We start from the raw sequence: 23,670 nt of genomic DNA on the forward strand, positions 1-23,670 counted from the left end.
CCCCCAAGCAGATTATCTGTGCGGCGATGCGCAAGCTGCTGCACTTCGTTTACGGTGTGCTCAAGTCGGGCCAACCCTACGACCCGAAACTTGCGCTTGCCCGGTGAGGTTCAAGACGGTATCTACAGGGGATAGGTGTAGGGCATCGGATTGCATTCGGTTTTCCGAACGCGACCTGCCGGTCAATTCGGTTTACCGGATCTTCGGCCTCAGGAAACCACGCTATAAATATTTAATACCTTTATAAATCAATAACTTGACCTGTGCAGCCTGGCCTGGCACGAGTCATGCTCTACACTCTTGGACGAATGCCTGTTTGCGCGGACTCTTCAGTAGCCGGCAGCCATTCGAAGCACAAAAGGGCCGATGAACTGGCTCCATAAAAAAAACAATGTCGAGGAAAATTTGATGCGCATCGTTCCCCATATCCTGGGCGCAGCCATTGCTGCCGCTCTGATTAGCACTCCAGTTTTCGCTGCCGAACTCACCGGCACACTGAAGAAGATCAAGGAGTCCGGCACCATCACCCTCGGGCATCGTGACGCTTCCATTCCGTTTTCCTATATCGCGGACGCTTCCGGTAAGCCAGTTGGCTACTCCCACGATATCCAGTTGAAAATCGTCGAAGCTATCAAGAAAGACCTGGACATGCCCAACCTCCAGGTCAAATACAACCTCGTGACCTCGCAGACCCGTATTCCGCTGGTGCAGAACGGCACCGTGGATGTCGAGTGCGGTTCCACCACCAACAACGTCGAGCGTCAGCAACAAGTTGCCTTCTCCGTCGGCATCTTCGAAATCGGTACCCGCCTGCTGTCCAAGAAAGGCTCCGCGTACAAGGATTTCGACGACCTTAAAGGCAAGAACGTCGTGACCACCGCGGGCACCACGTCCGAGCGCATCATTAAATCGATGAACGCCGACAAGCAAATGGGCATGAATGTCATTTCCGCCAAAGACCACGGCGAGTCGTTCCAGATGCTGGAATCAGGCCGCGCTGTTGCCTTCATGATGGACGACGCCTTGCTGGCCGGTGAAGCAGCCAAGGCCAAGAAGGCCGATGACTGGGCCGTTACCGGTACTCCACAGTCCTACGAAATCTACGGCTGCATGGTCCGCAAGGGCGACGAGCCGTTCAAGAAGGCGGTCGACGACGCGATCATCGCGACCTACAAGTCGGGCGAGATCAACAAGATCTACGAAAAATGGTTCATGCAGCCAATCCCGCCTAAAGGCCTGAACCTGAACTTCCCGATGAGCGACGAACTCAAGGCCCTGATCGCCAATCCGACCGATAAAGCGGCTGACGAAAAGAAATCCTGATTTCTGACTAACCTTACCTCCTGAGAGGGCCTCTGCCCTTTCAGGGATGGTCACTCCCTGCTGGCATTTTCTGGAAACACTCGAACCGGTGGCTGTCGAGCCGCTCGTGTGTGCCTGACCGTAAAGGTCACGGGAACGGAGTTTTCCCAGGCGGGCATTTGTACATCGATCGAATCCGAGGGGAGACCCTAATGAATTACAACTGGGACTGGGGCGTATTCTTCAAGTCCACCGGCGTGGGCAGCGAGATTTATTTCGACTGGTACCTCTCCGGTTTGGGCTGGACCATCGCCATCGCCGTCGCCGCCTGGATCATCGCGCTGCTGCTGGGCTCGATCCTGGGCGTCATGCGCACGGTGCCGAACCGCATCGTGTCGGGCATCGCGACCTGTTACGTCGAACTCTTCCGTAACGTGCCGCTGCTGGTGCAGCTGTTCATCTGGTACTTCCTGGTACCCGACCTGCTGCCGCAAAACCTGCAGGACTGGTACAAACAGGACCTGAACCCGACCACGTCGGCCTTCCTCAGCGTCGTCGTGTGCCTTGGCCTGTTCACCACTGCTCGCGTTTGCGAACAAGTGCGTACCGGTATCCAGGCGCTGCCTCGCGGCCAGGAATCCGCTGCCCGGGCCATGGGTTTCAAGCTGCCGCAGATCTACTGGAACGTGCTGCTGCCCCAGGCTTACCGGATCATCATTCCGCCGCTGACCTCGGAATTTTTGAACGTGTTCAAGAACTCCTCCGTGGCCTCGCTGATCGGCCTGATGGAACTGCTGGCGCAGACCAAGCAGACCGCCGAGTTTTCCGCCAACCTGTTCGAAGCCTTCACCCTGGCGACGCTGATCTACTTCACCCTAAACATGGGCCTGATGTTGCTGATGCGCGGTGTCGAGAAGAAAGTCGCCGTACCGGGCCTGATCTCCGTAGGGGGTAAATGATGGAATTCGACTTCTCGGGCATCATCCCGTCCCTGCCGGGTTTGTGGAACGGCATGGTCATGACCCTGCAACTGATGGCGCTGGGCGTCATCGGCGGGATCATCCTCGGCACTATCCTCGCGCTGATGCGCCTGTCCCACAGCAAACTGCTGTCGAACATCGCTGGCGCCTACGTTAACTACTTCCGTTCGATCCCGCTGCTGCTGGTCATCACCTGGTTCTACCTGGCGGTGCCGTTCGTGCTGCGCTGGATCACCGGCGAAGACACGCCGATCGGCGCGTTCGCCTCCTGCATCGTGGCGTTCATGATGTTTGAAGCGGCGTACTTCTGCGAAATCGTCCGGGCCGGCGTGCAATCGATTCCCAAGGGCCAGATGGGTGCTGCCCAAGCCCTGGGCATGAACTACAGCCAGATGATGCGCCTGATCATCCTGCCGCAAGCGTTCCGCAAGATGACCCCGCTGCTGCTGCAACAGAGCATTATCCTGTTTCAGGACACCTCGCTGGTGTACGCGGTCGGCCTGGTGGACTTCCTCAATGCCTCGCGCGCCAGTGGCGACATCATCGGCCGCTCCAATGAGTTCCTGATTTTCGCCGGTTTCACCTACTTCATCATCAGCTTTGCCGCCTCGCAGCTGGTCAAGCGTCTGCAAAAAAGGTTCGCCGTATGATCTCTATCAAGAACGTCAACAAGTGGTATGGGGACTTCCAGGTACTGACTGATTGCAGCACCGAGGTCAAAAAAGGCGAGGTGATCGTGGTGTGCGGGCCGTCCGGCTCCGGCAAATCCACCCTGATCAAATGCGTCAACGCCCTGGAACCGTTCCAGAAAGGCGATGTGGTGGTCGATGGCACCTCCATCGCCGACCCGAAGACCGACCTGCCGAAACTGCGCTCGCGCGTGGGCATGGTGTTCCAGCATTTCGAACTGTTCCCGCACCTGAGCATCATGGACAACCTGACCATCGCCCAGGTCAAGGTGTTGGGTCGCAGTAAGGACGAGGCCTCCAAGAAAGCCCTGCAACTGCTCGAACGCGTCGGTCTTTCGGCCCACGCGAAAAAGCATCCGGGGCAACTCTCCGGCGGTCAGCAACAGCGCGTGGCGATTGCCCGTGCGCTGGCGATGGACCCGATCGTCATGCTGTTCGACGAACCGACCTCGGCGCTCGACCCGGAAATGGTCAACGAAGTGCTGGACGTGATGGTGCAACTGGCCCACGAAGGCATGACCATGATGTGCGTGACCCACGAAATGGGCTTCGCCCGTAAAGTGGCGGACCGGGTGATCTTCATGGACCAGGGCAAAATCATCGAAGACTGCAAGAAAGAGGAGTTCTTCGGCGACATCAACGCCCGCGCCGAACGTACCCAGCACTTCCTTGCGAAGATTTTGCAGCACTAAGAAAGGGCACCGCTCCCCCCTGTAGGAGCTGGCTTGCCAGCGAAGGCGGTCTATCTGATACACCGCGGCGCCTGGTTCGCCAGCAAGCCGGCTCCTACAAAAGCGGAAGCGGTTTTTCTGATACACCGCGGCGCCTGGTTCGCCAGCAAGCCGGCTCCTACAGAAGCGGGAACGGTTTGTCTGGCACACCGCGTCGTCTGGTTCGCCAGCAAGCCGGCTCCTACAGAAGCGGGAACGGTTTGTCTGGCACACCGCGTCGTCTGGTTCGCCAGCAAGCCGGCTCCTACAAGGGAATGTGTTGTGGTTGACCCAAGGCATCTGTGATGAAATGCGACCCCACTCTTTACCGCGCCGCGCCGACATCACTCGCCGTGAAACCACGTCTGATTCGCCATCTGTTCCTGCCGCCGCTGGTCATCGCCCTGATGATCGGCTTGGGTTACCTCGGCTTCTGGGTCAGTGAGCACTACGGAATCCGCAGCCTCAGCGAGAACGGCCAGCGCCAGCTGGAACTGCACGCCCGTGCCGTCGAGAGCGAGATCAGCAAGTACACCTACCTGCCCAGCCTGCTGGAACTCGAATCCGGTGTTTCCAGGTTGCTGGACAACCCGACACCGGAACACCGGCAGACGGTCAATGAATACCTCGAAGGCCTGAACCGGCGCAGCCGCAGTCGGGCTATCTACGTGATGGATACCACCGGGCGCGTCATGGCCACCAGCAACTGGCGCGACGTCGACAGTTACCTGGGCGAAGACCTGTCCTTTCGCGCTTACTTCCAGAACGCCGTTCGTGGCCAGCCGGGACGTTTCTATGGCATCGGCAGCACCAACGGCGAGCCCGGTTACTACCTGGCCCACGGCCTGGAAGAACGCGGCAAGATCATCGGTGTGGCGGTGGTCAAGGTTCGCCTGGAAGCCATGGAAGAACGTTGGCAGCGGGCGCGCCTGGAGGCCTTCGTCAGCGACGAAAACGGCATCATCATTCTTTCCAGCGATCCGGCACGGCGCCTGAAATCGGTGATTCCGCTCAGCGAGCAGACCAAGGAAAAACTGGCCCGCAGCCTGCAGTACTATTGGTTCCCATTGAACGAACTGCAACCGCTGGCCCGGGAAAAGCTGGCCGAAGGCGAGGAAAAGCTGACCTTCCCGGCCAACAGCGAGCTGGAGTCCGACGAAGAAAACATCAGCTACCTGTCGCAAACCCGCCCGCTGAGCGACACCCCATGGAATTTCACCCTGCTCACGCCCCTGCAGGATTTGCGGCGTGAAGCGATCAACCAGGGGATTCTGGTGGCGGTGGCGTTTGCCCTGGTGGCGTTTCTGATGATCGCCTGGAACGAGCGGCGCAAAGTGATCGCCACCCGCCTCGCCGCCCGGGAAGCCTTGCAGGAAGCCAACAATCAACTGGAGCGTCGGATTACCGAACGCACCACCGACCTGCGCGCCAGCAACGAACGGCTCAAGGGCCAGATCCGCGAACGCCGGCAGGCCGAAGAGACCTTGCGCCGCGCCCAGGATGAACTGGTGCAGGCCGGCAAACTCGCCGCCATTGGCCAGATGTCCACCAGCATCGCCCACGAACTGAACCAGCCGCTCGCCGCCCTGCGGACCTTGTCCGGCAACACCGTGCGTTTTCTCGAGCGCGGTCAGCTGGACGTCGCCAGCACCAACCTCAAGACCATCAACGAACTGATCGATCGCATGGGCCGGATCACCGCCAGCCTGCGCTCCTTTGCCCGTCGCGGCGACGACAAAGGCCAGGCCAGCCTCGGCAAGGCCGTGGACGCCGCCCTGCAAGTGCTCGGCAGTCGAGTGGAAGGCGCGCACCTGCAACTGCATCGCGACTTCGCCGACCTGCAGGTGCAGATCGACCAGACCCGACTGGAGCAGATCCTGGTCAACCTGATCGGCAACGCCCTTGATGCCATGCAGGCCCAACCCTTGCCAGAATTGTGGCTCGAAGGCGAGGCGTTCGACGGCAAATACCGCCTGCGTGTGCGCGATAATGGCCATGGCATCGACATCGAGACGCGCAAGCATCTGTTCGAACCCTTCTTCACCACCAAACCCGGCGAACAGGGCCTGGGCCTGGGCCTGACACTGTCGGCGAGCCTGGCCGCGGCCACCGGCGGCCATCTTGGCGTCGAACACCCGGCCAGCGGTGGTACCACCTTTGTCCTCAGTTTACCGTTGGTAAGCCCCCTTCACGCCGAGCCAATATGAACAACGACCTGAGTGTGCTGATCGTCGAAGACGACCCCCATGTACTGCTCGGCTGCCAACAGGCGCTGACCCTGGAAGACATTCCCTGCGTGGGCGTGGGCAGCGCCGAAGAAGCGCTGGAGCGCGTCGGCGATAACTTTGCCGGGATCGTCATCAGCGACATCCGCCTGCCGGGCATCGATGGCATGGAGCTGCTGACCCGGCTCAAGGCCCGTGATCGCAGCCTGCCAGTGGTGCTGATCACCGGGCACGGCGACATCTCCATGGCCGTCGACGCCATGCAGAAAGGCGCCTACGATTTCATGGAGAAACCCTTCTCTCCCGAACGCCTGGTGGATGTCGCCCGTCGTGCGCTGGAACAACGCAGCCTGGCGCGGGAAGTCTCGTCGTTGCGCCGGCAACTGGCGGAACGGGATTCCCTGGAAGGCCGCATCATCGGCCGCTCGCCGGCCATGCAGAACTTGCGAGAACTGATTGCCAACGTCGCCGATACCTCGGCCAACGTGTTGATCGAAGGCGAAACCGGCACCGGCAAGGAATTGGTCGCGCGTTGCCTGCATGATTTCAGCCGCCGACATACCAAGCAGTTCGTGGCGCTGAACTGCGGCGGCCTGCCGGAAAACCTGTTCGAGAGCGAGATCTTCGGCCATGAAGCCAACGCCTTTACCGGTGCCGGCAAACGGCGGATCGGCAAGATCGAACACGCCGACGGTGGCACGCTGTTCCTCGATGAAGTGGAAAGCATGCCCCTGCCCTTGCAGATCAAACTGCTGCGGGTGCTGCAGGAACGCACCCTCGAACGCCTCGGTTCGAACCAGAGCGTGGCGGTGGACTGCCGGGTGATCGCGGCGACCAAGTCCGACCTGGACGAATCGAGCAAGGCCGGGGAGTTCCGCAGCGACCTGTACTACCGCCTGAACGTGGTGACCCTGGAACTGCCACCGCTGCGCGAACGTCGCGAAGACATCCTGCAACTGTTCGAACACTTCCTGCAGCAGTCGTCCCTGCGTTTCGACCGCGCGGTGCCGGAGCTGGACAACCAGACCCTGTCCAACCTGATGAGCCACGACTGGCCAGGCAATGTGCGCGAACTGCGCAATGTCGCCGAACGATTCGCGCTCGGCCTGCCGGCCTTCAAAAAATCCGGTACCAGCGGCAACAATCAGGGCCTGGCCTTCGCCGAAGCCGTGGAAGCCTTCGAACGCAACCTGCTCAACGACGCCTTGCAACGCAGCGGCGGCAACCTGACCCAGGCCAGCCACGAACTGGGGATGGCCAAGACCACGCTGTTCGACAAGGTCAAGAAATATGGGCTGAGCCACTGAGGGATCGGAATGTACACAAATCCTGTGCCTGGCGAAGGTCAAATGTAGGAGCTGGCTTGCCAGCGAAGGGGCCGGCATATTCAATATCATTGTCGCCTGACACGCCGCCTTCGCTGGCAAGCCAGCTCCTACAGGTGATCGGGGTGTACACAAATCCCGAGTCCGGCAAAAATCCAATGTAGGAGCTGGCTTGCCAGCGAAGAGGCCGGCACATTCAAATACATTGTTGCCTGACACGCCCTCTTCGCTGGCTTGCCAGCTCCTACAGGGGTTCCGGGGGTTACAGGAGGTTTGGCGCCGGCGCCGGATCAATCTGCGCCCAATGCGAAGTATCCTCGCGATGGGCCTGCAAGTACGGCAGCACCGCCGCCAGCAACGGCGTCTTGAACGCTTCCTGGAATCGATGGGCCAGTCCCGGAATCAGCTTCAATTGGCTGCCGCGAATATGCGCCGCCAGGTGCACACCATGCATGACCGGCAACAACGGATCGGCGGTGCCATGCACCACCAGCGTCGGCAGTCGCAATCGGTTGAGCAGCGCCACCCGGCTCGGCTCGGCGAGGATCGCCATGATCTGGCGCTTCACGCCCTCGGGATTGAACGCCCGGTCGTAGGACAGCGCCGCCTGCTGCAACAGCGCCTGCCGATCGTCGCTCACTGTCGGACTGCCCAACGCTGCGAGCAAATCGGCCTGCTGCTCGAGCGCCACTTCGCGATTGGGCGCGCCTCGGCGCGAAAGGAGCTGCACCAACGCCGCGCTCGGTGCCGGCAAGCCTTCGGCACCGGAGCTGGTCATGATCAGGGTCAGGCTTTCGACCCGTTGCGGCGCCATGGCCGCCATATGCTGGGCGATCATCCCGCCCATGCTCGCGCCCAGCACGTGGAACTGCTCGACGTGCAAGGCATCCATCAGTCCGAAGGCATCGTCCGCCATATCGGTCAGGGTGTACGGTGCCGCTACTGGCAGTCCGAGTTTGTAGCGCAGCACTTCGAACGTCAGGTTGGCATCGACCGGCGCTTGCCGCCAGGTGGACAGACCAACATCGCGATTGTCATAACGGATCACCCGAAAACCCTGCTGACACAGCGCAACCACCACCTCGTCCGGCCAGTGGATCAACTGCCCGCCCAGGCCCATGACCAACAACAATGCCGGATCCGACGCACGGCCGATGCTCTGGTACGCCAGGCTTACCTGCGCCAGATCGACCCGTTCGGTCGGAACGTTCACCTCACAACGAGACGCCGCCAGGGAAGGCAGGCTGAACAGCGCGGCCAGGAACATGACCGCAGAAAAAAACAAAGCACGCATGAAAAAACACCAAAACGCAGAACCCCAGTAGAGCGCGAGTCTGATGATATTCGTTCAAGCGCGCTGCCACAGTTGCGTGACAGTTTGATGAATATCGCTGAATGGTCGGTGCGGTAACTATGTAGTGCCTATGCCCGGCAGGACTTGCCTTAAATGGCTCGCTCAAGGAGTGGAAACCGCCGCTCCACCACTGCGAGCCCTATTGCCATGACCGACAGACTGCTTTTCGACAGCCCCTTTCCGGTGCCGGCTGTCATACCGCCCTTTTCCCCGATGTCCTTCCTCCCGGACGTAAGCCTGTTTCTGAAGGCTTCGGCACGCTGGCGCGAAAGCAGCCAAAGCTTGCGTGAGCTGATGGCCGACAGTCCGGGCATCCGCGACACGCTCGAGCAACTGCTCAAACAGCAACTGGACCTGGACGGGCAGCACGCCGGCTTGCTGTTTGCCGCCACCGATCAGCAACCGGAACGATTTGTCAGCTTTACCCAGGCCTGCGCCTTCGTCCTGCAACACCCGACACTGGAGACGACACTGGATCAGGACTGCACGGTGAGCGGTCTGAATCAAAGCCACGCCTTGTCGTCCCTGACCCCGCTGCAAATGCTCGAACGACTGAAGACGCTTGACCCGGTGCAGGCGCACAGCGACCGCTGGGCGACCTTCTGGGACCAGCGTGCTCCCGGCACGGCGGTATCGCGAAAAGAGCGGGCCCTGCAGCTGTACCGTCAGCATTTCGAAGCCGCGGCCCACCTGGCACTGGCCCGAAAAATACTGACGGCAGAACAGTTCAAACCCCTGCAGCTGCTTATCGACCCGCCTGTGGGCGCGCTGGCGCTGGACAACCAGCCCGTCCACACCGAGCAACTGGCGCTGATCTTGAGCAACGGCAGCAGGATCAAACCCAAAGGTGCGTGGGTCATCAGCGTGGGGGACCCGGCAACGGTCGCCCAATGGCTGTATCTGCCCAGCCGGCCGGTGGCCATCCAGCGATTCAACACCCGCAGCGACATGGAAACCTGGCTGTCCCGGCAGACCCTCGTCCCTACCGGCTTGCCCACCGACAACATTCGCTATGAATACACCGCCAGCACCGACCCTATGGGCGTGGGTGCCAGCGAGCTGTTTGCGGATCGGTCGCAATCCCAGGTCACCAGCCTGCGGCATCGAACGCCCGGCCAATCCGGGCTGGCGGCGCATGGCGCGCAATCGCTGGTCCAGGCCGACCGGATAGACCAACAGCGCAGCCACCTCACCGTCTTCGCCTCCCCTCCCAGGCTGGAAGCTGGCGATGACGGTACCGATCAGGCATCGCTGTTCGGCAGCCTTTATGCCGATATCCCCTGGTCCTTGCGTCAGGCGGCACTGAAAAAACAGCGCGATGCACTGGAAACACTGGTGGAAGAGGCTGGCGAGGGTGAGGGCCTGAAAACGTTCAAGGACTCGCTCAAAGCTCTGGAAACCGCCGAACAAGCGGCTGACAAGGCTGCTTCTGGATTGCTCAATCGGTCGCGAGTAGCGGATCTGGTCTCTTTCCAGAGTGATTTCACCGCCCTGCACAGCGCGCACAAGGCCGGACTGCAGGCCGAGGTCGCACTGCAACTGGCGCTCAAACAACTGGATGAGGATGAATACACGCTGCTCAAGGCCCTGCTGGATACCCCCGACGATCCCGGCCCAGACCCGGTGGCGGCCAGTCTGTCCCTGTCGATGACCGAACAGGAGAGTGACACACCCACGGTCACCGCCCAGGAACTCAAAGGCGCGTTTATCGTGACCCGCGCGGATGCGCTCGCCGATGCCGACTCGCCGCACAGCGTGCTGCTCTACTGGATCGGCACCGGTGGTGGCTTGCAACGGTTCGCCAACCGTCGCGAGCTGGAACGCCAGATATTCAAGATCCACGATCAGAACAACGGATTGACGGTGCGGCCGAAAAAAATCACCGGCGACGCGCTTTTGTATGGCCTGGATCAATTGACCAGCGACTTCGAAGAACAAGCCGGTGCAATACGCCAGCGTCACGTCGCGGCGGCCGCGGACGACCAACGTAACGAACAACTGGACATTCTGCGCAAACGCGCACTGGCCACCCTGCAGGTACCGGTGCATGCCGCCAGAAACCAGGCCTTCGCCCATCTGCAGGAGCAAAGCCAAAGCGCTACCCTTGCCTCCAGCCTGCCGGACTGGCTCAGAAAACTGACAGAGAACGAGCGTAACGGTCTCAAGGGCCTGATCGAGGCCTATATCCCGGCGATGAAACACAGTCACGCGCTCATGACCATCGCCCTGGAACCCCGTGATGATTTCACCCGTAAACACTTGCACGCCCGTCTGCGCAAGGACTTCGCAATCGAGGGCAGTTTCGAGGTGCGGATCGATTTGCCTGATTCCGTAAAATGGGAAAAGCAATTCGATCCCGCGCCTGGACAGTCTGGCTATAAGCTCGCGCTGATTCCCAGTGCCACGCGCAGCAAAATGCCCCTGGATGAGTTGGCGCAACTCAACATCGACAACACCCCGTCGATGAACCTGGAGCCGCTTTCACTGCGCTTGAGCTTCATGCGGGTGGAGGTCACGACGGCAGATGCAACCGAACGTCAGACCCTGACAAGCGGCATCACCCGTGACTACCTGAAACGCGTGCTGCCGGAACTGGACCTGCCCAAGGCCTACGAACAGCTGATCCGCGACGCTTTCATGGGGGCCACCACCGAGTCCGTCTTCGTCAGGGAGCATCGCCGGGCAAGTCTGATCGAACCTTGGAGTCTGATGTTGAAGTTGCAGGGTGAATTCGCGCGCCTGCAACAACACATCGACCACAACGACCTGAACACCCTGAAGATCGCCATCGAAGCCACCACCCCCCAAGCGTGGAAAGCCGATGGCAAGCGCATCGTATTGCTGCCGGCCTGCTTGAACCCGGGTGGCGAGGACACGCCCAATGAAGGCCCCGTCACGTTGTCGGGTGTGACCTTCATCGAAGAACAGATCAGCGCAACAACGTTGCTGTACCTGCCAGACAGCCCCGACGGCCAATTCCTGCGCCGCTACGACAGCCTGGAAGCCGCGCGCAAGGCCCTGTTCAATCTGTGCGCGCATGACAAATGGGTGACCTACCTGGCGGGCAGGGCCTTGCAGGGCAGCGTACGGGCTCATGAAAGCCGCATCAATCAGGCCATGCTGAAAAACTTCGACGCATTGATCGGTGTCGGCGTGAGCTGGCCGGCCACCACCTCACTGGCCGCCCACCTGCTCAATGCGCATATGGGGCGCCTAATCGAGGCCCATCGGGGTACCTCCCGCTCCAATGATGCGCTGTACATGGAGCGTTACGCCTTGAAAGGCCCGCGCGCCTTCAATTACATAAAAATGGCGATGGGCATGCTGCCCTTCATTGGCAGCGCTTTCGCCTTCTACGATGCCTGGACCAGCGCGAACCAGGCGGTGGCGGCCTTTTTGCGAGGAGAGGTGGGCGATGGCCTGGCGGAGGTCGAATCGATGCTGGTGTCGCTGATCGACGCCGCCATGGATCTGCTGCCTGGCGAAGTGGCATTCTCGGTCTTTTCCCAAGCGGCTCGCTCACTCACGCGCACTCGCCAGCTTCAGCGGCTGGCCAGACATGTACCCGCGATGCATGGCCTCTCGCAACGTCAAGCGCGACACGCCGTGGCACGCTTCGCCGATTACGATTATGAAAAACCGATCTCGCTCTCAAGCGTGCAGCCCGCCACTCACGGCCCCTACCGAGGTATTTACCGGCATGCCGACGGTGACTTCATCGTCCGCCAGGGCCGCATCTTCCAGGTGGAACTCAGCAAGGATGCACGCAGCTGGCGTTTGTCCGGCAATACGCGAAAGACCTACAAGCAGCCCATCGCCCTGGATGAAACAGGCCATTGGGACACCTGGTACGGCGTCTATGGGACGACCCTCGAAGGCGGCGTACTCGGTGGCGGACAAGTACTCGGGCACGTGGCCGATACCTTCGATGCACTCTGGCCACAGGCTATTCGTCAACGGCTGCCACGCTGGTGGACGGATCGCATCATCTATCGTCGTCGACAAACACTGACTGAAGGCATACCCGTCAAAAGCGCACAACTGAAACGCCAGGTAATACAGGCCAACGAACTCCTCGACTTGTTTGGCTCCGGTGATGAAGCCTCCAAACGCTCGCTGATTCAGGCAGTCGACACGGCGACCACCCATGATATAACCCAGGCCAAGGAGCTGTTTGGGGAATGTGCAGAGCTTTTGGAGTCGCCTGCCTTAACCCGCGAGGTTCGCAGAAGCCTTCAGGAGTCGAAGAGCAACTCGGCGACGTTAATCGTAGACAGGTTCAGTATTCAAACCGATCTACGCCAACGACGGATCACGATGCTTGAAGAGCACATCGAAGACATCAGGTTAAAAATATTATCCTCCGGCGAATTTGACGAATTACTTCGTCTTATGAACCTGCGTCAGAGCAACTTTTCGAAAGTACTACAGGAGCTTGAGGGCCTTGGAACAGCCTTCCAGGAAATTGAAGCCTGGCTCCGGCATGTGACCGATGACAAGCAATTGATTGCGATCAACTCCCGTCTCAAGGGCCTGGATCGAGAACGTCGTTTGGAGAGGCTGCCATTTGAAAAAGCCCGCCCATTGCTTGATCTCATCAGCCATTACAACGATATAGCCGATGTATCCTGGACATACTTGCACTCGCAGATGAGGGAGTCGCGCATCAAGCTTTATCGAGCCCTGATCGCGCAAGAGGAGCTGACCATCACCAGCGTCACCCTGTCTCAACGCAATGCCATTCTGAACGACTCCCTCAATACCTATGATGAGTTTATGCTCAACCTGCGCATATGGCCTGCCGGCTACCCTCAACACTTCAATCTGAAATATCGTCAGCCGCTGCTGGATATTGTCGAGGGAATGAGTGAGAAAGCTCGGACAACCCTGATGAAATCACTCTTCCGGCCTAAAAAAGCCACCCGAAAAGTCTTCGAAACAGAAGACGGTAAACTATTGATAGGTAAAGAGATCGCCTCGAACAGCGGCAACAGGCGATACGCCATCGAACATGCCAGTGATCACGTCGAAACCTGGGAGGAAAAAAGCAGCGGTAAATGCCAAGTCATTGAAGATACATCGCCGCCCCCACCCGTCCGTGCTCAAGATAATGTGAAATCATTAGTGTCCGAAGCCAGAAATAGACTGGCTAAGGTTCAGTCCTACGTCGCGACGGTAGAGGGATACGCACGACAAGGCATGTTACCTGTCAGCCTTGATGGCATGATGGTCAGCGAAGCAGCAGAACTCACGCAGCGCTCAAACCGCATAGAACGCCTTGACGGTCAGGAAGCGCTAATTGCCCGACTGCGCGAAAAGGCCACTGAACTCACCGCCAGCGGGCGTGCAATGCGTACCTCGCAGTCCCTGATCAGTAAAAACCCTACCGACGGCATGCTGGCTGACCTGATTGACCAAAAAGCGGTGGAGATCCGTAAATACGCGCCACTCAAAAACTTGAGTAAACCGAAAAAACGAGCCGACTATATGCAGGAATACGAAGTCTGGGACCTGACGCAAACACCACCCAAGGTGCTGTGGTATGCCCACTTCCATTACACCACGGCCACACCCGCGTTCCGCAAATTCGAGGAAGCCCATTTGAAGCTAGCGGAACACCGTTTTCTGACCCGCGCTGACAACCCCGAACTGCCTGAAGGAAAAATCGGTGAACGATCAGTGGTGCTCCCGCACTTCGAAAATCTCTGATTTCGAGACATGAGCGGGTTTGCCTGACGCCATGGGGTAAGCAGGACCTGTGGGAGCGAGTTCGCCCCACAGGTTTCGCACTTCAACCGCCACGCGCGGAGTAACTAGTTGCCTTGCGCTGCTTTACGCCAATCGACTGCGCAACTGCCGCGCCGCCGCCACCATGTTCACCAACGCGGCCTCAGTCTCAGGCCATGCGCGGGTTTTCAGACCGCAGTCCGGGTTGACCCACAGCCGCTCGGCCGGAATCCGCTTCACCGCCTTGCTCATCAACTTGACCATTTCGGTCGTGTCCGGCACCCGTGGCGAGTGGATGTCGTAGACGCCCGGGCCGATGTCGTTCGGGTAGTCGAAGGCTTTGAAGGCCTCCAGCAATTCCATGTCCGAGCGCGAGGTTTCGATGGTGATCACGTCGGCGTCCATGGCCGCGATGGCCTGGATCACATCATTGAATTCGCTGTAGCACATGTGGGTATGGATCTGGGTTTCGTCGCGCACACCGGAGGCACTCAGGCGGAACGCTTCCACGGCCCAATCCAGATATTCCTGCCATTGTGCGCGTCGCAGCGGCAGGCCTTCACGGAAGGCGGCTTCGTCGATCTGCACGATCTTGATGCCGGCGGCTTCCAGGTCCAGCACTTCATCACGCAGGGCCAGGGCCAGTTGTTGCGCCTGGATTTTGCGCGAGACATCTTCACGGGGGAACGACCACATCAGCATGGTCACGGGACCGGTCAGCATGCCTTTCATGACTTTTTCGGTCAGGCTCTGTGCGTAGGTGATCCAGTCGACAGTCATGGCGGCGGGACGGCTCAGGTCGCCATAGATGATCGCCGGTTTGACGCAGCGCGAGCCGTAGCTCTGGACCCAGCCGAACCGGGTGAAGGCATAACCATCGAGCTGCTCGGCGAAGTACTCGACCATGTCGTTGCGCTCGGCTTCACCGTGCACCAGCACATCCAGGCCCAGGCGTTCCTGGACTTGCACGGCGTGGCGGATTTCGCTGTGCATCGCGTCGGTGTAATCGTTGGCCGACAGCTTGCCTTGCTTGAAGGCCTGACGCGCCAGACGGATCGAACCGGTCTGCGGGAATGAACCTATGGTCGTCGTCGGGAAGACCGGCAGTTTCAGCCGGGCACGCTGCTGCTCGATACGTTTGGCAAACGGCGAATGGCGTTGGCTGTCCGCGGTGCCAATGGCATTGATGCGCGCTTGCACCTCGGCTTTATGGATACGAGGCGACTCGGCACGGCTCGCCTGAACGGCACGGCTTTCGGCCAGGGCGGCTTGCACCTTGGGCGATTGCGGATCGTTGAGGGCATCACGCAGCACCGCGATCTCACCGCATTTTTGCACGGCAAACGCCAACCAGCTTTTCAGTTCCGGATCGAGTTTGTCTTCGCGCTCCAGGTCCACCGGGCTGTGCAGCAGCGAGCAGGAACTGCTGACCCACAGGTTGTCGCCAAAGCGCTCCTGGGCAAATTGCAATTGCGCCAGCACCGGCTCCAGCTCACAACGCCAGACGTTGCGCCCATTGACCAGGCCTACCGAGAGAATCTTGTAGGTCGGCAGGCGATCGAGTACGTGCAGCAGTTGATCCGGCGCACGCACTGCGTCGATGTGCAGGCCTTGAACCGGCAGGCCGACCGCCAGGCCGAGGTTGTCTTGCAGACCGCTGAAGTAGGTCGCCACCAGCTTTTTCAGCGGTGAGTATTGCAGGATGTGATAAGCGCGTTCGAAGGCGTTTTTCCACTCCTGTGGCAGATCGAGGGTCAGGATCGGTTCGTCGATCTGTACCCATTCCACACCTTGCCCGGCGAGACGGCCGAGGATTTCGTTGTAGACCGGGAGCAGGCGTTCCAGCAGGTCGAGTTTGTCGAAGTCGTTGCCCTTAGCCTTGCCCAGCCACAGGTAAGTGAGTGGGCCGATGATCACCGGTTTGACGTTGTGACCTAGGGCTTTGGCCTCATCGACTTCATCGAACAACTGTTCCCAGCTCAGTTTGAACTGCTGGTCCGCGCTGAACTCCGGGACCAGGTAGTGGTAGTTGGTGTCGAACCACTTGGTCAGTTCCTGGGCGTATTGCGCCTTGCCGTGTTCACCGCCGCAGCAGCTCGCAGTAGCGCCACGGGCCATGGCAAACAAGGTGTCGAGGGTCGGCAGGCCGCGTTCATTTCTGGCGCTGTCGAAACGCTCGGGGATCACGCCGAAGGTCAGGGAATGGGTCAGGACCTGGTCGTACCAGGCAAAGTCACCCACCGGCAGCAGGTCGATGCCGGCGTCTTTCTGCACTTGCCAGTGGTTGGCGCGCAGCTGGCGACCGACGCCTTTCAAGGCGTCCTGGTCGAGATCGCCCTTCCAGTAGGCTTCGAGGGCTTTTTTCAGTTCGCGGTCAGCGCCGATGCGCGGGAAACCCAGTGTGTGTGCCAAGGCCATGTTGAAATTTCTCTCCATAAAAGTTGCTGTAAAACATGGCGCTATTGTCGACAGCAAACCCAACATGAGACAAACTCAACCTTTTCGTGTTGATCACAAGTTTTCCTCATGGAGCCCCCGGTGCTTGAAATCCGTCACCTGAAGACCCTGCATGCCTTGCGCGAAGCTGACAGCCTGGTCGATGCCGCCGATCGGCTGCACCTGACCCAGTCGGCCCTGTCCCACCAGTTCAAGGAGTTGGAGGAGCGCATGGGCATGCCGCTGTTCGTGCGCAAGACCAAACCGGTGCGCTTCACCAGTGCCGGATTGCGCCTGCTGCAATTGGCCGATGCCACCCTGCCGCTACTGCGTGGCGCCGAGCGCGACATCGCGCGGCTGGCCGGTGGCACCGCGGGGCGTTTACACATGGCGATCGAGTGCCACAGTTGCTTCCAGTGGCTGATGCCGACCATCGACCAGTTCCGCGATGCCTGGCCGGAAGTCGAACTGGACCTGGCCTCGGGCTTCTCTTTCGCGCCGCTGCCGGCCCTGGCGCGCGGCGACCTGGACCTGGTGGTGACCTCCGACCCGCTGGAACTGGCCGGGATCACCTATGTGCCGCTGTTCACCTATGAAGCGATGCTCGCGGTGGCCAACCAGCACCCGTTGGCGGGCAAAGCCTACATTGTCCCGGAAGACCTGCTGACGGAAACGCTGATCACCTACCCGGTGGAGCGTGATCGGCTGGACATCTTCACCCGCTTCCTGGAACCGGCCGACATCGAACCGGCCCAGGTCCGCACCTCGGAACTGACGGTGATGATGATGCAACTGGTGGCCAGTGGACGCGGGGTGTGTGGCATGCCGCATTGGGCGCTGCATGAATACAGCTCACGTGGTTATGTGAAGGCCAAGCGCCTCGGAGAGAAGGGGTTGTTTGCGACCTTGTATGCGGGGATTCGTGCCGACATGCTGGATGCACCGTACATGCGCGACTTTTTGCTGACGGCCAAGGACACGTCGTTCTCGACCCTGGATGGCGTCAGCGCGGTTCGTTAGCACACCACAAACCTGTGTAGGAGCGAGGCTTGCCCGCGAAGGCGTCTTCACTGGCGCCAAGAGCTTCGCGGGCAAGCCTCGCTCCTACAGGAATGTCCACAGGTTCAAGCCGCTCTGCGTTGCTCGAGCATCAGCCGCACTGCCAGCGCCGACAGTACAAACCCCATGACATAACGCTGCAGGGCCAGCCAGTTCGGGTTGTTGACGAACCACGATGCAATGCCCGCCGCGAACAAAGCGATGAGCAAGTTGACACTGAAACTGACGCTGATCTGGGTCAGGCCGAGGATAATGCTCTGGGCAAACACCGAGCCATGCTCAGGCGTGATGAATTGCGGAAACACCGACAGGTAAAACACTGCGATTTTCGGATTCAGGGCGCTGGTCAGAAAGCCCATGGTGATCAGTTTACGCGACGAGTCCGGCGGCAATTGCTGCGCCTCGAAGGGTGAACGCGCTCCCGGTTTGACCGCCTGCCAGGCCAGCCACATCAGGTACAGCGCGCCGGCCCACTTCAGCACTTCATAGGCCATCGGCACCGCCAGGAACACTGCAGTCAAACCGGCAGCCGCCGCGAACAGGTGCACGAAGAATCCCGCGACCACACCGAGCAACGACGTCACGCCGGCCTTGCGCCCCTGGCAGATCGAACGGGAGATCAGGTAGATCATGTTCGGCCCCGGCGTCAGCACCATCAGCAACGCGGCGGCGGCGAAGATCAGCAAGTCTTGAAGAGGAATCATGACGGGTCCCTGGCATGAATGTTCAGGCAATCGCAGTCAGCGAGGCTCGATAGAACGGCAGGATCAGGTCCCGTGTCAATGGCGCCAGGGTGAGATTACCGTCGGTGGCGGGATCGATCCAGCGCACCTCTTCGATCTCCGCCGCCGGGGACACGCCTGAGTCGATCGTCAGCTGAAACAGTTCGGCCTGGACGACAAAACCCGGCTCGTTGGCGGCCGGCGCCGCAAATTGCCCGAGGTAGATGGCCTGCGCCGGATCGATGACCAGGCCCAGCTCTTCATCCAGTTCACGGGCCAGGGCGTGGACCGGTTGTTCATGGGGTTCGATCTTGCCGCCCGGCTGCATGAAGGCTTCGGTCCCGCGCTTGCGGACCAGCAGGGTGCGGCCGTCGGGACCGATCAACAGGGCGGCGGCGATGCGGATGATGTCGGGTGAAGCGGCGGATGCAGGTGTCATGGATCAACAAGGGCCTTGAATGCAAAAGCGCAAGGATACCCCCGAATCATGCTGGCAAGCTCGCACCTGCAGGTCACCAGTGCAGTGCCTTGATCGGGGCGGGCTCTTTCATGACGATAAAACCGTAGTCGCCCAACAGATAAATCCGGTAGTACTGGTTCTCCAGCAACGGTGCGTACCCCTGATACCCCACCCGGGTTGCGTTGCGTCGATCCCTCTCGGACACCACATTGGTGATGCCCAGTTTCGGCAGGCTTTCCGCCAACACCAAAAAGTCGATGTTCAGCAGGTAGTGCAACACCGGCATCTGCTTGAACGAACCCGCAGCGCCCACCAGCCAGTGATCGGAATAAGTCACCGACAGGTAGATGCGCTTGGCCTCGCGCAGTTCTCGACGGGATGCAATGTCGTAAGCCATGCTGGATGCCGCGCTGGCAGCGAAGACTTTCTGCACCGTCAGCACCCGACCGTAGGCATACGACAACGACAGCATCGCCAACAGGGGAATCACCAGCAGCAACGGCAGCCGCTCGTGGATGTGCGCCAGCGCCAGGTGACTCAAATAGAACAACAGCAGCAACAGGACCGCGAAGCCCATCAGCGTCCTGGCCCCTTCATTGAAATCGCGAAAAAACAGCGCCATCCCCGACACCAGCAGCGTCACCACCGGGACTGTCAACACACAGACCAGACCGATCAGCAGGTTCTTCCCCGGGCTGTCCTGACGCGCCGCGACCTTGAGCCCCAGCCGAATCGCGCCGGCCACGGCACACAGCAACAACCCGGCGAACACCCAGGTCAATCCGCCGTGAAACAGCAGCACGACTTTTTCCAGTACCCGGCCGATGTTGATGTGCAGTTGCAGCAGCGGCTCCGCCGACCAATTCAGCAAGGACGTACGAGTGTGTTGAGTGAACGGATAAGCACTGACGGCGTAAATCAGGCAGCCAAAAATCGCCTGAGCCAGTTTCCAGCCGAGCAGTCCGCACCACTGCGGCCAGGCCAGCCGGTCATTGGCGCCTCTGAGTACCTCGAGGCAGCACAGCCCGAGAAACACATTGAAGCTCACCTGATACAGCCCCAGCGCCAGGGCAACCAGGAAGGACGGCACCAGCCATTGCAGAATGCGCGAGGGGTGACGAAAGACGATGGCGCAGATCACCGCCACCAGGCTCAAGGTCATGGCGGGGCCGTCATACTGGTAGGACAGGTTTTGCAGGAAGAAGGGGTTGTACCAGAGCGGTAACACCACCAGGCAGCAGGCAAGCGTCGGTTGCGGGTAGTAATGAAATGTCAGGCGGGTCAGCGCCGCGGCCATGGCCAGCGTGGCAATCAACAGCGGCAGCGGAAACACGTTCGGCGCACCGTTGCCGAACGTCAGCAGGTTGTAGAACTGCTCGGTAAACAATCGCCCCTGCTCCGCCCAGGCTGTACCCGACGAGAGCGAACGCCAGTTATCGTCGATATACGGATAGTCGGCGAGGATCAGCGGCAAGACATACACCAGCAGTGCGAACAGAAAAAACAGCCAGACCTGACGGCCTCCAAGTTCTTCGCTGACCATTCGCTTGAACCGGCCCATGCTAAAGCCCGAGCCGGTCTTTGCCGCCGACGATGTCCTTGACCACATAGCGCGGCCGATGCTTGGCTTCGATGTAGATGCGGCCCACGTACTCGCCGAGAATGCCGATGCCGATCAGCTGTACGCCGCCGAGAAACAGGATCGCGGTCATCAACGACGGATATCCGGGGACGCTGTTGCCGAAGAAAATCTTGTCCAGCACCATGTACACCGCGTACAGCACCGCGAAGATCGATATTCCGCCGCCGATGTAGGTCCACAAACGCAGCGGCACCGTGCTGAAGGAGGTCACGCCTTCCAGCGCCAGGTTCCACAGTTTCCAGCCATTGAACTTGCTGCTGCCGGCCACTCGCCCGGCGCGCTCGTACTCCACGACCACCGTGGTGAACCCGGCCCACGACAGCACGCCTTTCATGAACAACTGATGTTCCGGCAGTGCGCGAATCACATCGACCACCTTGCGGTCCATGAGTCGGAAATCACCGACGTTTTCTTCGATCCGGGTATAAGCGATACGGTTGAGCACCTGGTAGAACAGCGACGCGCTGAGGCGTTTCAGGATGCCGTCGGCGGTGCGATCGCGGCGCTTGGCGAGCACCACATCGGCGCCTCTCTGCCATTGTTCAATCAACCGCGGGACGACGCTGATCGGGTCCTGCAGGTCGACATCCATCGGGATCACCGCATCGCCGCTGGCATACTCCAGGCCGGCGAACAGCGCCGGCTCCTTGCCGAAATTACGCGAGAAGTTGATCAGCAATACCTGCTCATCGGTTCGCGCCAGCGCCTTGATCTGCTCGGCCGTGCGGTCGGAACTGCCATCGTTGATGAACACGATCTCGAACTCGACCTGTTCCAGTTGCAACTCATGCCGCACAGCTTGATAAAACAGGTCGATCGCCTGTTCCTCATTGAATACCGGGACGATCAACGAAATTTTCATTGCTCACGCTCGCGAAACACCACGTATTTCGAAAACAGAAAACCCAGCACCAGGCTCAAGGCCGAAAACAGGGCCACTGTCAGCAGGCCATGAAACCGCCACACGTCACCGGCATGGCCGACGCCCAGGCTCAGGGCCCCCATGGCTCCCAAGAATAGAAGATAACCGCCGACCGAGGCCTTGGCATCGAAGGTATACAGCGCGTTCATGTAAAAGGAGAAAGAGGCGGCAACGCAGAAGGCTGCCAGGTTGCTCAGGGCCTGACTGAAGTCGGCCGCCACACTCAGCAGGAAGAAGATTTGCCAGTGGATCAGCGTATTGGCGACCCCGACCACCGTGTAGCTGGAAAATCCTTTCCACAAGAGCCTCATGGTGCCCCTCCATTTCGCGTCATAAAGCTTTGAACCTGGCTGCTGTCAGAAATCACAGGCCCGATAGGCTTTCAGACCAGTGGTTCCTCATACCGCTGCGACCTTTTGATCTTCCCGAATGCAAAAGCCCCGATCATTTGACCGGGGCTTTTGCGTTTCAAGCGTATCGACGACTCAAGAAGCCGAACGCACCGCGCCTTGCGACACATTGGTCGGTTGCAGCTTGAACACGTAGAACAATACCGTCAGCAACACCAGGAACGCAGGTCCCACATAGAGCGCCACGCGGGTGTCCGGGAAGTAGGCCATCAGCCCCACCACCAGTACCAGGAACGCCAGCGCCAGGTACGAGCTGATCGGGAACAGCCACATTTTATATTTCAGGCCGGCACGTTCGCTGGCGCTCAGGCCTTTGCGGAACTTGAGCTGGGCCAGCAGGATCATCACCCAGGTCCAGATCGCGCCGAAGGTGGCAATCGCGGTGACCCAGACAAAGACCTTCTCCGGCACCAGGTAGTTGAGCAGCACACCCAGCAGCAAGGCACCGATCGACAGCAGCAGCGCACGACGCGGCACGCCGTTGCTGGAGGTCGTGGCAAAACCGGCCGGGGCCTGGCCGTTCTGCGCCAGGCTGTAGAGCATGCGCCCGGTGCTGAAGATGCCGCCGTTGCAGGACGACAGAGCGGCAGTGATCACCACGAAGTTGATGATGCCGGCGGCGGTCTTGATGCCCAGACGCTCGAAGGTCATCACGAACGGGCTGCCCTGGGTGCCGATTTCGTTCCACGGATAGATCGACAGGATCACGAACAGCGCGCCGACGTAGAACAGCAGAATCCGCCAGAACACCGAGCCGATCGCGTTGGGAATGGTCTTCTGCGGGTTCTTCGCTTCACCGGCGGTCAGGCCGATCATCTCGACGCCGAGGTAGGCGAACATCACCATTTGCAGGGACATCAACACGCCTTGCACGCCGTTGGGCATGAAACCGCCATGGGCCCACAGATTGGAAATCCCCAAAGCCACGCCGTCGTTGCCGAAGCCGAACGCGATCACGCCGATACCACCGATCACCATCGCAACGATGGTGACGATCTTGATCAGGGCGAACCAGAACTCGAACTCACCGAAGGCTTTCACCGCGATCAGGTTGATCGAGCCCATGCTGATCAACGCCGCGAGCGCCCAGATCCAGCGCGGCACGTCGGGGAACCAGACGCCCATGTACACCGCCACCGCCGTGATTTCCGCGACGCAGGTCACCAGCCACAGGAACCAGTAGTTCCAGCCGGTGAGGAAGCCCGCGAGGGGGCCGAGGTAGTCTTGGGCATAACGGCTGAAGGAGCCGGCGACCGGGTTGTGCACGGCCATCTCGCCGAGGGCGCGCATGATCACCAGGATCGCCAGGCCGCCGATGATGTAGGACAGCATGATGGCCGGACCGGCCATTTCGATGGCCTTGGCCGAACCGAGGAACAGGCCGACGCCGATACAGGCACCGAGCGCCATCAAGCGAATATGCCGTTCGCCGAGTTCGCGTTTAAGCGGGCCGCCCTGAGCGGTCTCGCCGTGGGGCAGGTGATTGCCGACTGGCATAGGGGTACAACCTCGTCTTGTTATTGGATATGACCACCGAGTGTCGAAGCGCCGGCCGATAAGCCATTGCTTGCCTGAAACCGGTTCTGCTTCGTGGGCAAAACCGTCCTGCAGGACAAACCTCCAGGATCAGCGGGGCGTGCAGTATAAAAAGCTTCGCACAGGGTTTTTCACTCTATAAACCACAACATTCAGCGAGAACTCTCGGGA

16 protein-coding genes and 1 pseudogene are annotated in these 23,670 nt (G+C 60.0%); 9 read left to right on the top strand and 8 right to left on the bottom strand.

Annotation, left to right across the window (positions count from 1 at the left end; all coding sequences use genetic code 11):
- The 7 genes and pseudogenes from F8N96_RS16830 to F8N96_RS16865 form a co-directional block, all read left to right on the top strand.
- A pseudogene (locus F8N96_RS16830) lies at positions 1 to 107 on the top strand (IS110 family transposase); the annotation flags it as partial.
- Positions 108 to 408: 301 nt separating this feature from the next.
- Entirely contained in the window at positions 409 to 1,323 is a 915-nt protein-coding gene (locus F8N96_RS16835; protein ID WP_150798743.1) for a glutamate/aspartate ABC transporter substrate-binding protein, read from the top strand.
- Between the two features lie 191 nt (positions 1,324 to 1,514).
- Positions 1,515 to 2,261 carry an amino acid ABC transporter permease gene (locus tag F8N96_RS16840; RefSeq protein ID WP_150763762.1) on the top strand — a complete coding sequence of 249 codons (747 nt, stop codon included), beginning with the start codon at positions 1,515 to 1,517 and terminating at the stop codon, positions 2,259 to 2,261.
- Positions 2,261 to 2,932 carry an amino acid ABC transporter permease gene (locus tag F8N96_RS16845; RefSeq protein ID WP_150763763.1) on the top strand — a complete coding sequence of 224 codons (672 nt, stop codon included), beginning with the start codon at positions 2,261 to 2,263 and terminating at the stop codon, positions 2,930 to 2,932. Before F8N96_RS16840 ends, F8N96_RS16845 begins: the two co-directional genes overlap by 1 nt.
- Positions 2,929 to 3,663 (top strand): amino acid ABC transporter ATP-binding protein, encoded by a 735-nt coding sequence (locus F8N96_RS16850; RefSeq protein WP_150763764.1) that lies wholly within the window; start codon positions 2,929 to 2,931, stop codon positions 3,661 to 3,663. Before F8N96_RS16845 ends, F8N96_RS16850 begins: the two co-directional genes overlap by 4 nt.
- A gap of 323 nt (positions 3,664 to 3,986) precedes the next feature.
- Positions 3,987 to 5,888: a sensor histidine kinase gene (locus F8N96_RS16860; protein WP_150798745.1), complete on the top strand. Its 1,902-nt coding sequence runs from the start codon at positions 3,987 to 3,989 to the stop codon at positions 5,886 to 5,888.
- Positions 5,885 to 7,213, top strand: a complete 1,329-nt coding sequence (locus F8N96_RS16865) for a sigma-54-dependent transcriptional regulator (protein WP_150798746.1) — start codon at positions 5,885 to 5,887, stop codon at positions 7,211 to 7,213. The genes F8N96_RS16860 and F8N96_RS16865 overlap by 4 nt, the downstream gene beginning before the upstream one ends.
- A gap of 280 nt (positions 7,214 to 7,493) precedes the next feature.
- Here F8N96_RS16865 and F8N96_RS16870 read toward each other — a convergent pair whose 3' ends face one another.
- Positions 7,494 to 8,525, bottom strand: a complete 1,032-nt coding sequence (locus F8N96_RS16870) for an alpha/beta fold hydrolase (protein WP_150798747.1) — start codon at positions 8,523 to 8,525, stop codon at positions 7,494 to 7,496.
- Between the two features lie 207 nt (positions 8,526 to 8,732).
- Between F8N96_RS16870 and F8N96_RS16875 the strand changes: the two genes are divergently transcribed.
- A complete protein-coding gene (locus F8N96_RS16875) occupies positions 8,733 to 14,294 on the top strand; it encodes a dermonecrotic toxin domain-containing protein (protein WP_150798748.1) in 5,562 nt (1,853 codons plus the stop codon).
- A gap of 123 nt (positions 14,295 to 14,417) precedes the next feature.
- Here the strand turns inward: F8N96_RS16875 and metE are convergent, their stop codons facing one another.
- Positions 14,418 to 16,730 carry a 5-methyltetrahydropteroyltriglutamate--homocysteine S-methyltransferase gene (metE, locus tag F8N96_RS16880; protein WP_150798749.1) on the bottom strand — a complete coding sequence of 771 codons (2,313 nt, stop codon included), beginning with the start codon at positions 16,728 to 16,730 and terminating at the stop codon, positions 14,418 to 14,420.
- 120 nt (positions 16,731 to 16,850) lie between these two features.
- Here metE and metR point away from each other — a divergent pair, with 120 nt between their 5' ends.
- Positions 16,851 to 17,768 (top strand): transcriptional regulator MetR, encoded by a 918-nt coding sequence (metR, locus tag F8N96_RS16885; protein ID WP_150798750.1) that lies wholly within the window; start codon positions 16,851 to 16,853, stop codon positions 17,766 to 17,768.
- A gap of 104 nt (positions 17,769 to 17,872) precedes the next feature.
- Here metR and F8N96_RS16890 read toward each other — a convergent pair whose 3' ends face one another.
- The 6 genes from F8N96_RS16890 to F8N96_RS16915 all read right to left on the bottom strand — a co-directional run bounded on the left by F8N96_RS16890 (position 17,873) and on the right by F8N96_RS16915 (position 23,460).
- Entirely contained in the window at positions 17,873 to 18,511 is a 639-nt protein-coding gene (locus F8N96_RS16890; protein ID WP_150798751.1) for a LysE family translocator, read from the bottom strand.
- Positions 18,512 to 18,533: 22 nt separating this feature from the next.
- A complete protein-coding gene (locus tag F8N96_RS16895; protein WP_150798752.1) occupies positions 18,534 to 18,968 on the bottom strand; it encodes an NUDIX hydrolase in 435 nt (144 codons plus the stop codon).
- A gap of 73 nt (positions 18,969 to 19,041) precedes the next feature.
- Complete coding sequence (locus F8N96_RS16900; protein ID WP_150798753.1) at positions 19,042 to 20,550, bottom strand: glucosyltransferase domain-containing protein; 1,509 nt, start codon at positions 20,548 to 20,550, stop codon at positions 19,042 to 19,044.
- A 1-nt stretch (position 20,551) separates the two neighbouring features.
- A complete protein-coding gene (locus F8N96_RS16905) occupies positions 20,552 to 21,493 on the bottom strand; it encodes a glycosyltransferase family 2 protein (protein ID WP_150798754.1) in 942 nt (313 codons plus the stop codon).
- Positions 21,490 to 21,864, bottom strand: coding sequence for a GtrA family protein (locus F8N96_RS16910; RefSeq protein WP_150763774.1), 375 nt, complete (start codon positions 21,862 to 21,864; stop codon positions 21,490 to 21,492). The genes F8N96_RS16905 and F8N96_RS16910 overlap by 4 nt, the downstream gene beginning before the upstream one ends.
- 174 nt (positions 21,865 to 22,038) lie before the next feature.
- Positions 22,039 to 23,460 carry an amino acid permease gene (locus F8N96_RS16915; protein ID WP_150798755.1) on the bottom strand — a complete coding sequence of 474 codons (1,422 nt, stop codon included), beginning with the start codon at positions 23,458 to 23,460 and terminating at the stop codon, positions 22,039 to 22,041.
- Between the last annotated feature and the right edge of the window lie 210 nt (positions 23,461 to 23,670).

The organism is Pseudomonas fluorescens, assembly GCF_902497855.1.
Taxonomy (GTDB): domain Bacteria; phylum Pseudomonadota; class Gammaproteobacteria; order Pseudomonadales; family Pseudomonadaceae; genus Aquipseudomonas; species Aquipseudomonas fluorescens_BI.

Excerpts from the sequence above, each read along its gene's own strand:
- F8N96_RS16915 (WP_150798755.1), bottom strand. The coding sequence starts at position 23,460 with ATGCCAGTCGGCAATCACCTGCCCCACGGCGAGACCGCTCAGGGCGGC.
- F8N96_RS16865 (WP_150798746.1), top strand. The coding sequence starts at position 5,885 with ATGAACAACGACCTGAGTGTGCTGATCGTCGAAGACGACCCCCATGTA.
- F8N96_RS16860 (WP_150798745.1), top strand. The coding sequence starts at position 3,987 with ATGAAATGCGACCCCACTCTTTACCGCGCCGCGCCGACATCACTCGCC.
- F8N96_RS16900 (WP_150798753.1), bottom strand. The coding sequence starts at position 20,550 with ATGGGCCGGTTCAAGCGAATGGTCAGCGAAGAACTTGGAGGCCGTCAG.
- F8N96_RS16875 (WP_150798748.1), top strand. The coding sequence starts at position 8,733 with ATGACCGACAGACTGCTTTTCGACAGCCCCTTTCCGGTGCCGGCTGTC.
- metE (WP_150798749.1), bottom strand. The coding sequence starts at position 16,730 with ATGGCCTTGGCACACACACTGGGTTTCCCGCGCATCGGCGCTGACCGC.
- F8N96_RS16905 (WP_150798754.1), bottom strand. The coding sequence starts at position 21,493 with ATGAAAATTTCGTTGATCGTCCCGGTATTCAATGAGGAACAGGCGATC.
- F8N96_RS16895 (WP_150798752.1), bottom strand. The coding sequence starts at position 18,968 with ATGACACCTGCATCCGCCGCTTCACCCGACATCATCCGCATCGCCGCC.
- F8N96_RS16835 (WP_150798743.1), top strand. The coding sequence starts at position 409 with ATGCGCATCGTTCCCCATATCCTGGGCGCAGCCATTGCTGCCGCTCTG.
- F8N96_RS16910 (WP_150763774.1), bottom strand. The coding sequence starts at position 21,864 with ATGAGGCTCTTGTGGAAAGGATTTTCCAGCTACACGGTGGTCGGGGTC.
- F8N96_RS16845 (WP_150763763.1), top strand. The coding sequence starts at position 2,261 with ATGGAATTCGACTTCTCGGGCATCATCCCGTCCCTGCCGGGTTTGTGG.
- F8N96_RS16840 (WP_150763762.1), top strand. The coding sequence starts at position 1,515 with ATGAATTACAACTGGGACTGGGGCGTATTCTTCAAGTCCACCGGCGTG.
- F8N96_RS16850 (WP_150763764.1), top strand. The coding sequence starts at position 2,929 with ATGATCTCTATCAAGAACGTCAACAAGTGGTATGGGGACTTCCAGGTA.
- F8N96_RS16870 (WP_150798747.1), bottom strand. The coding sequence starts at position 8,525 with ATGCGTGCTTTGTTTTTTTCTGCGGTCATGTTCCTGGCCGCGCTGTTC.
- F8N96_RS16890 (WP_150798751.1), bottom strand. The coding sequence starts at position 18,511 with ATGATTCCTCTTCAAGACTTGCTGATCTTCGCCGCCGCCGCGTTGCTG.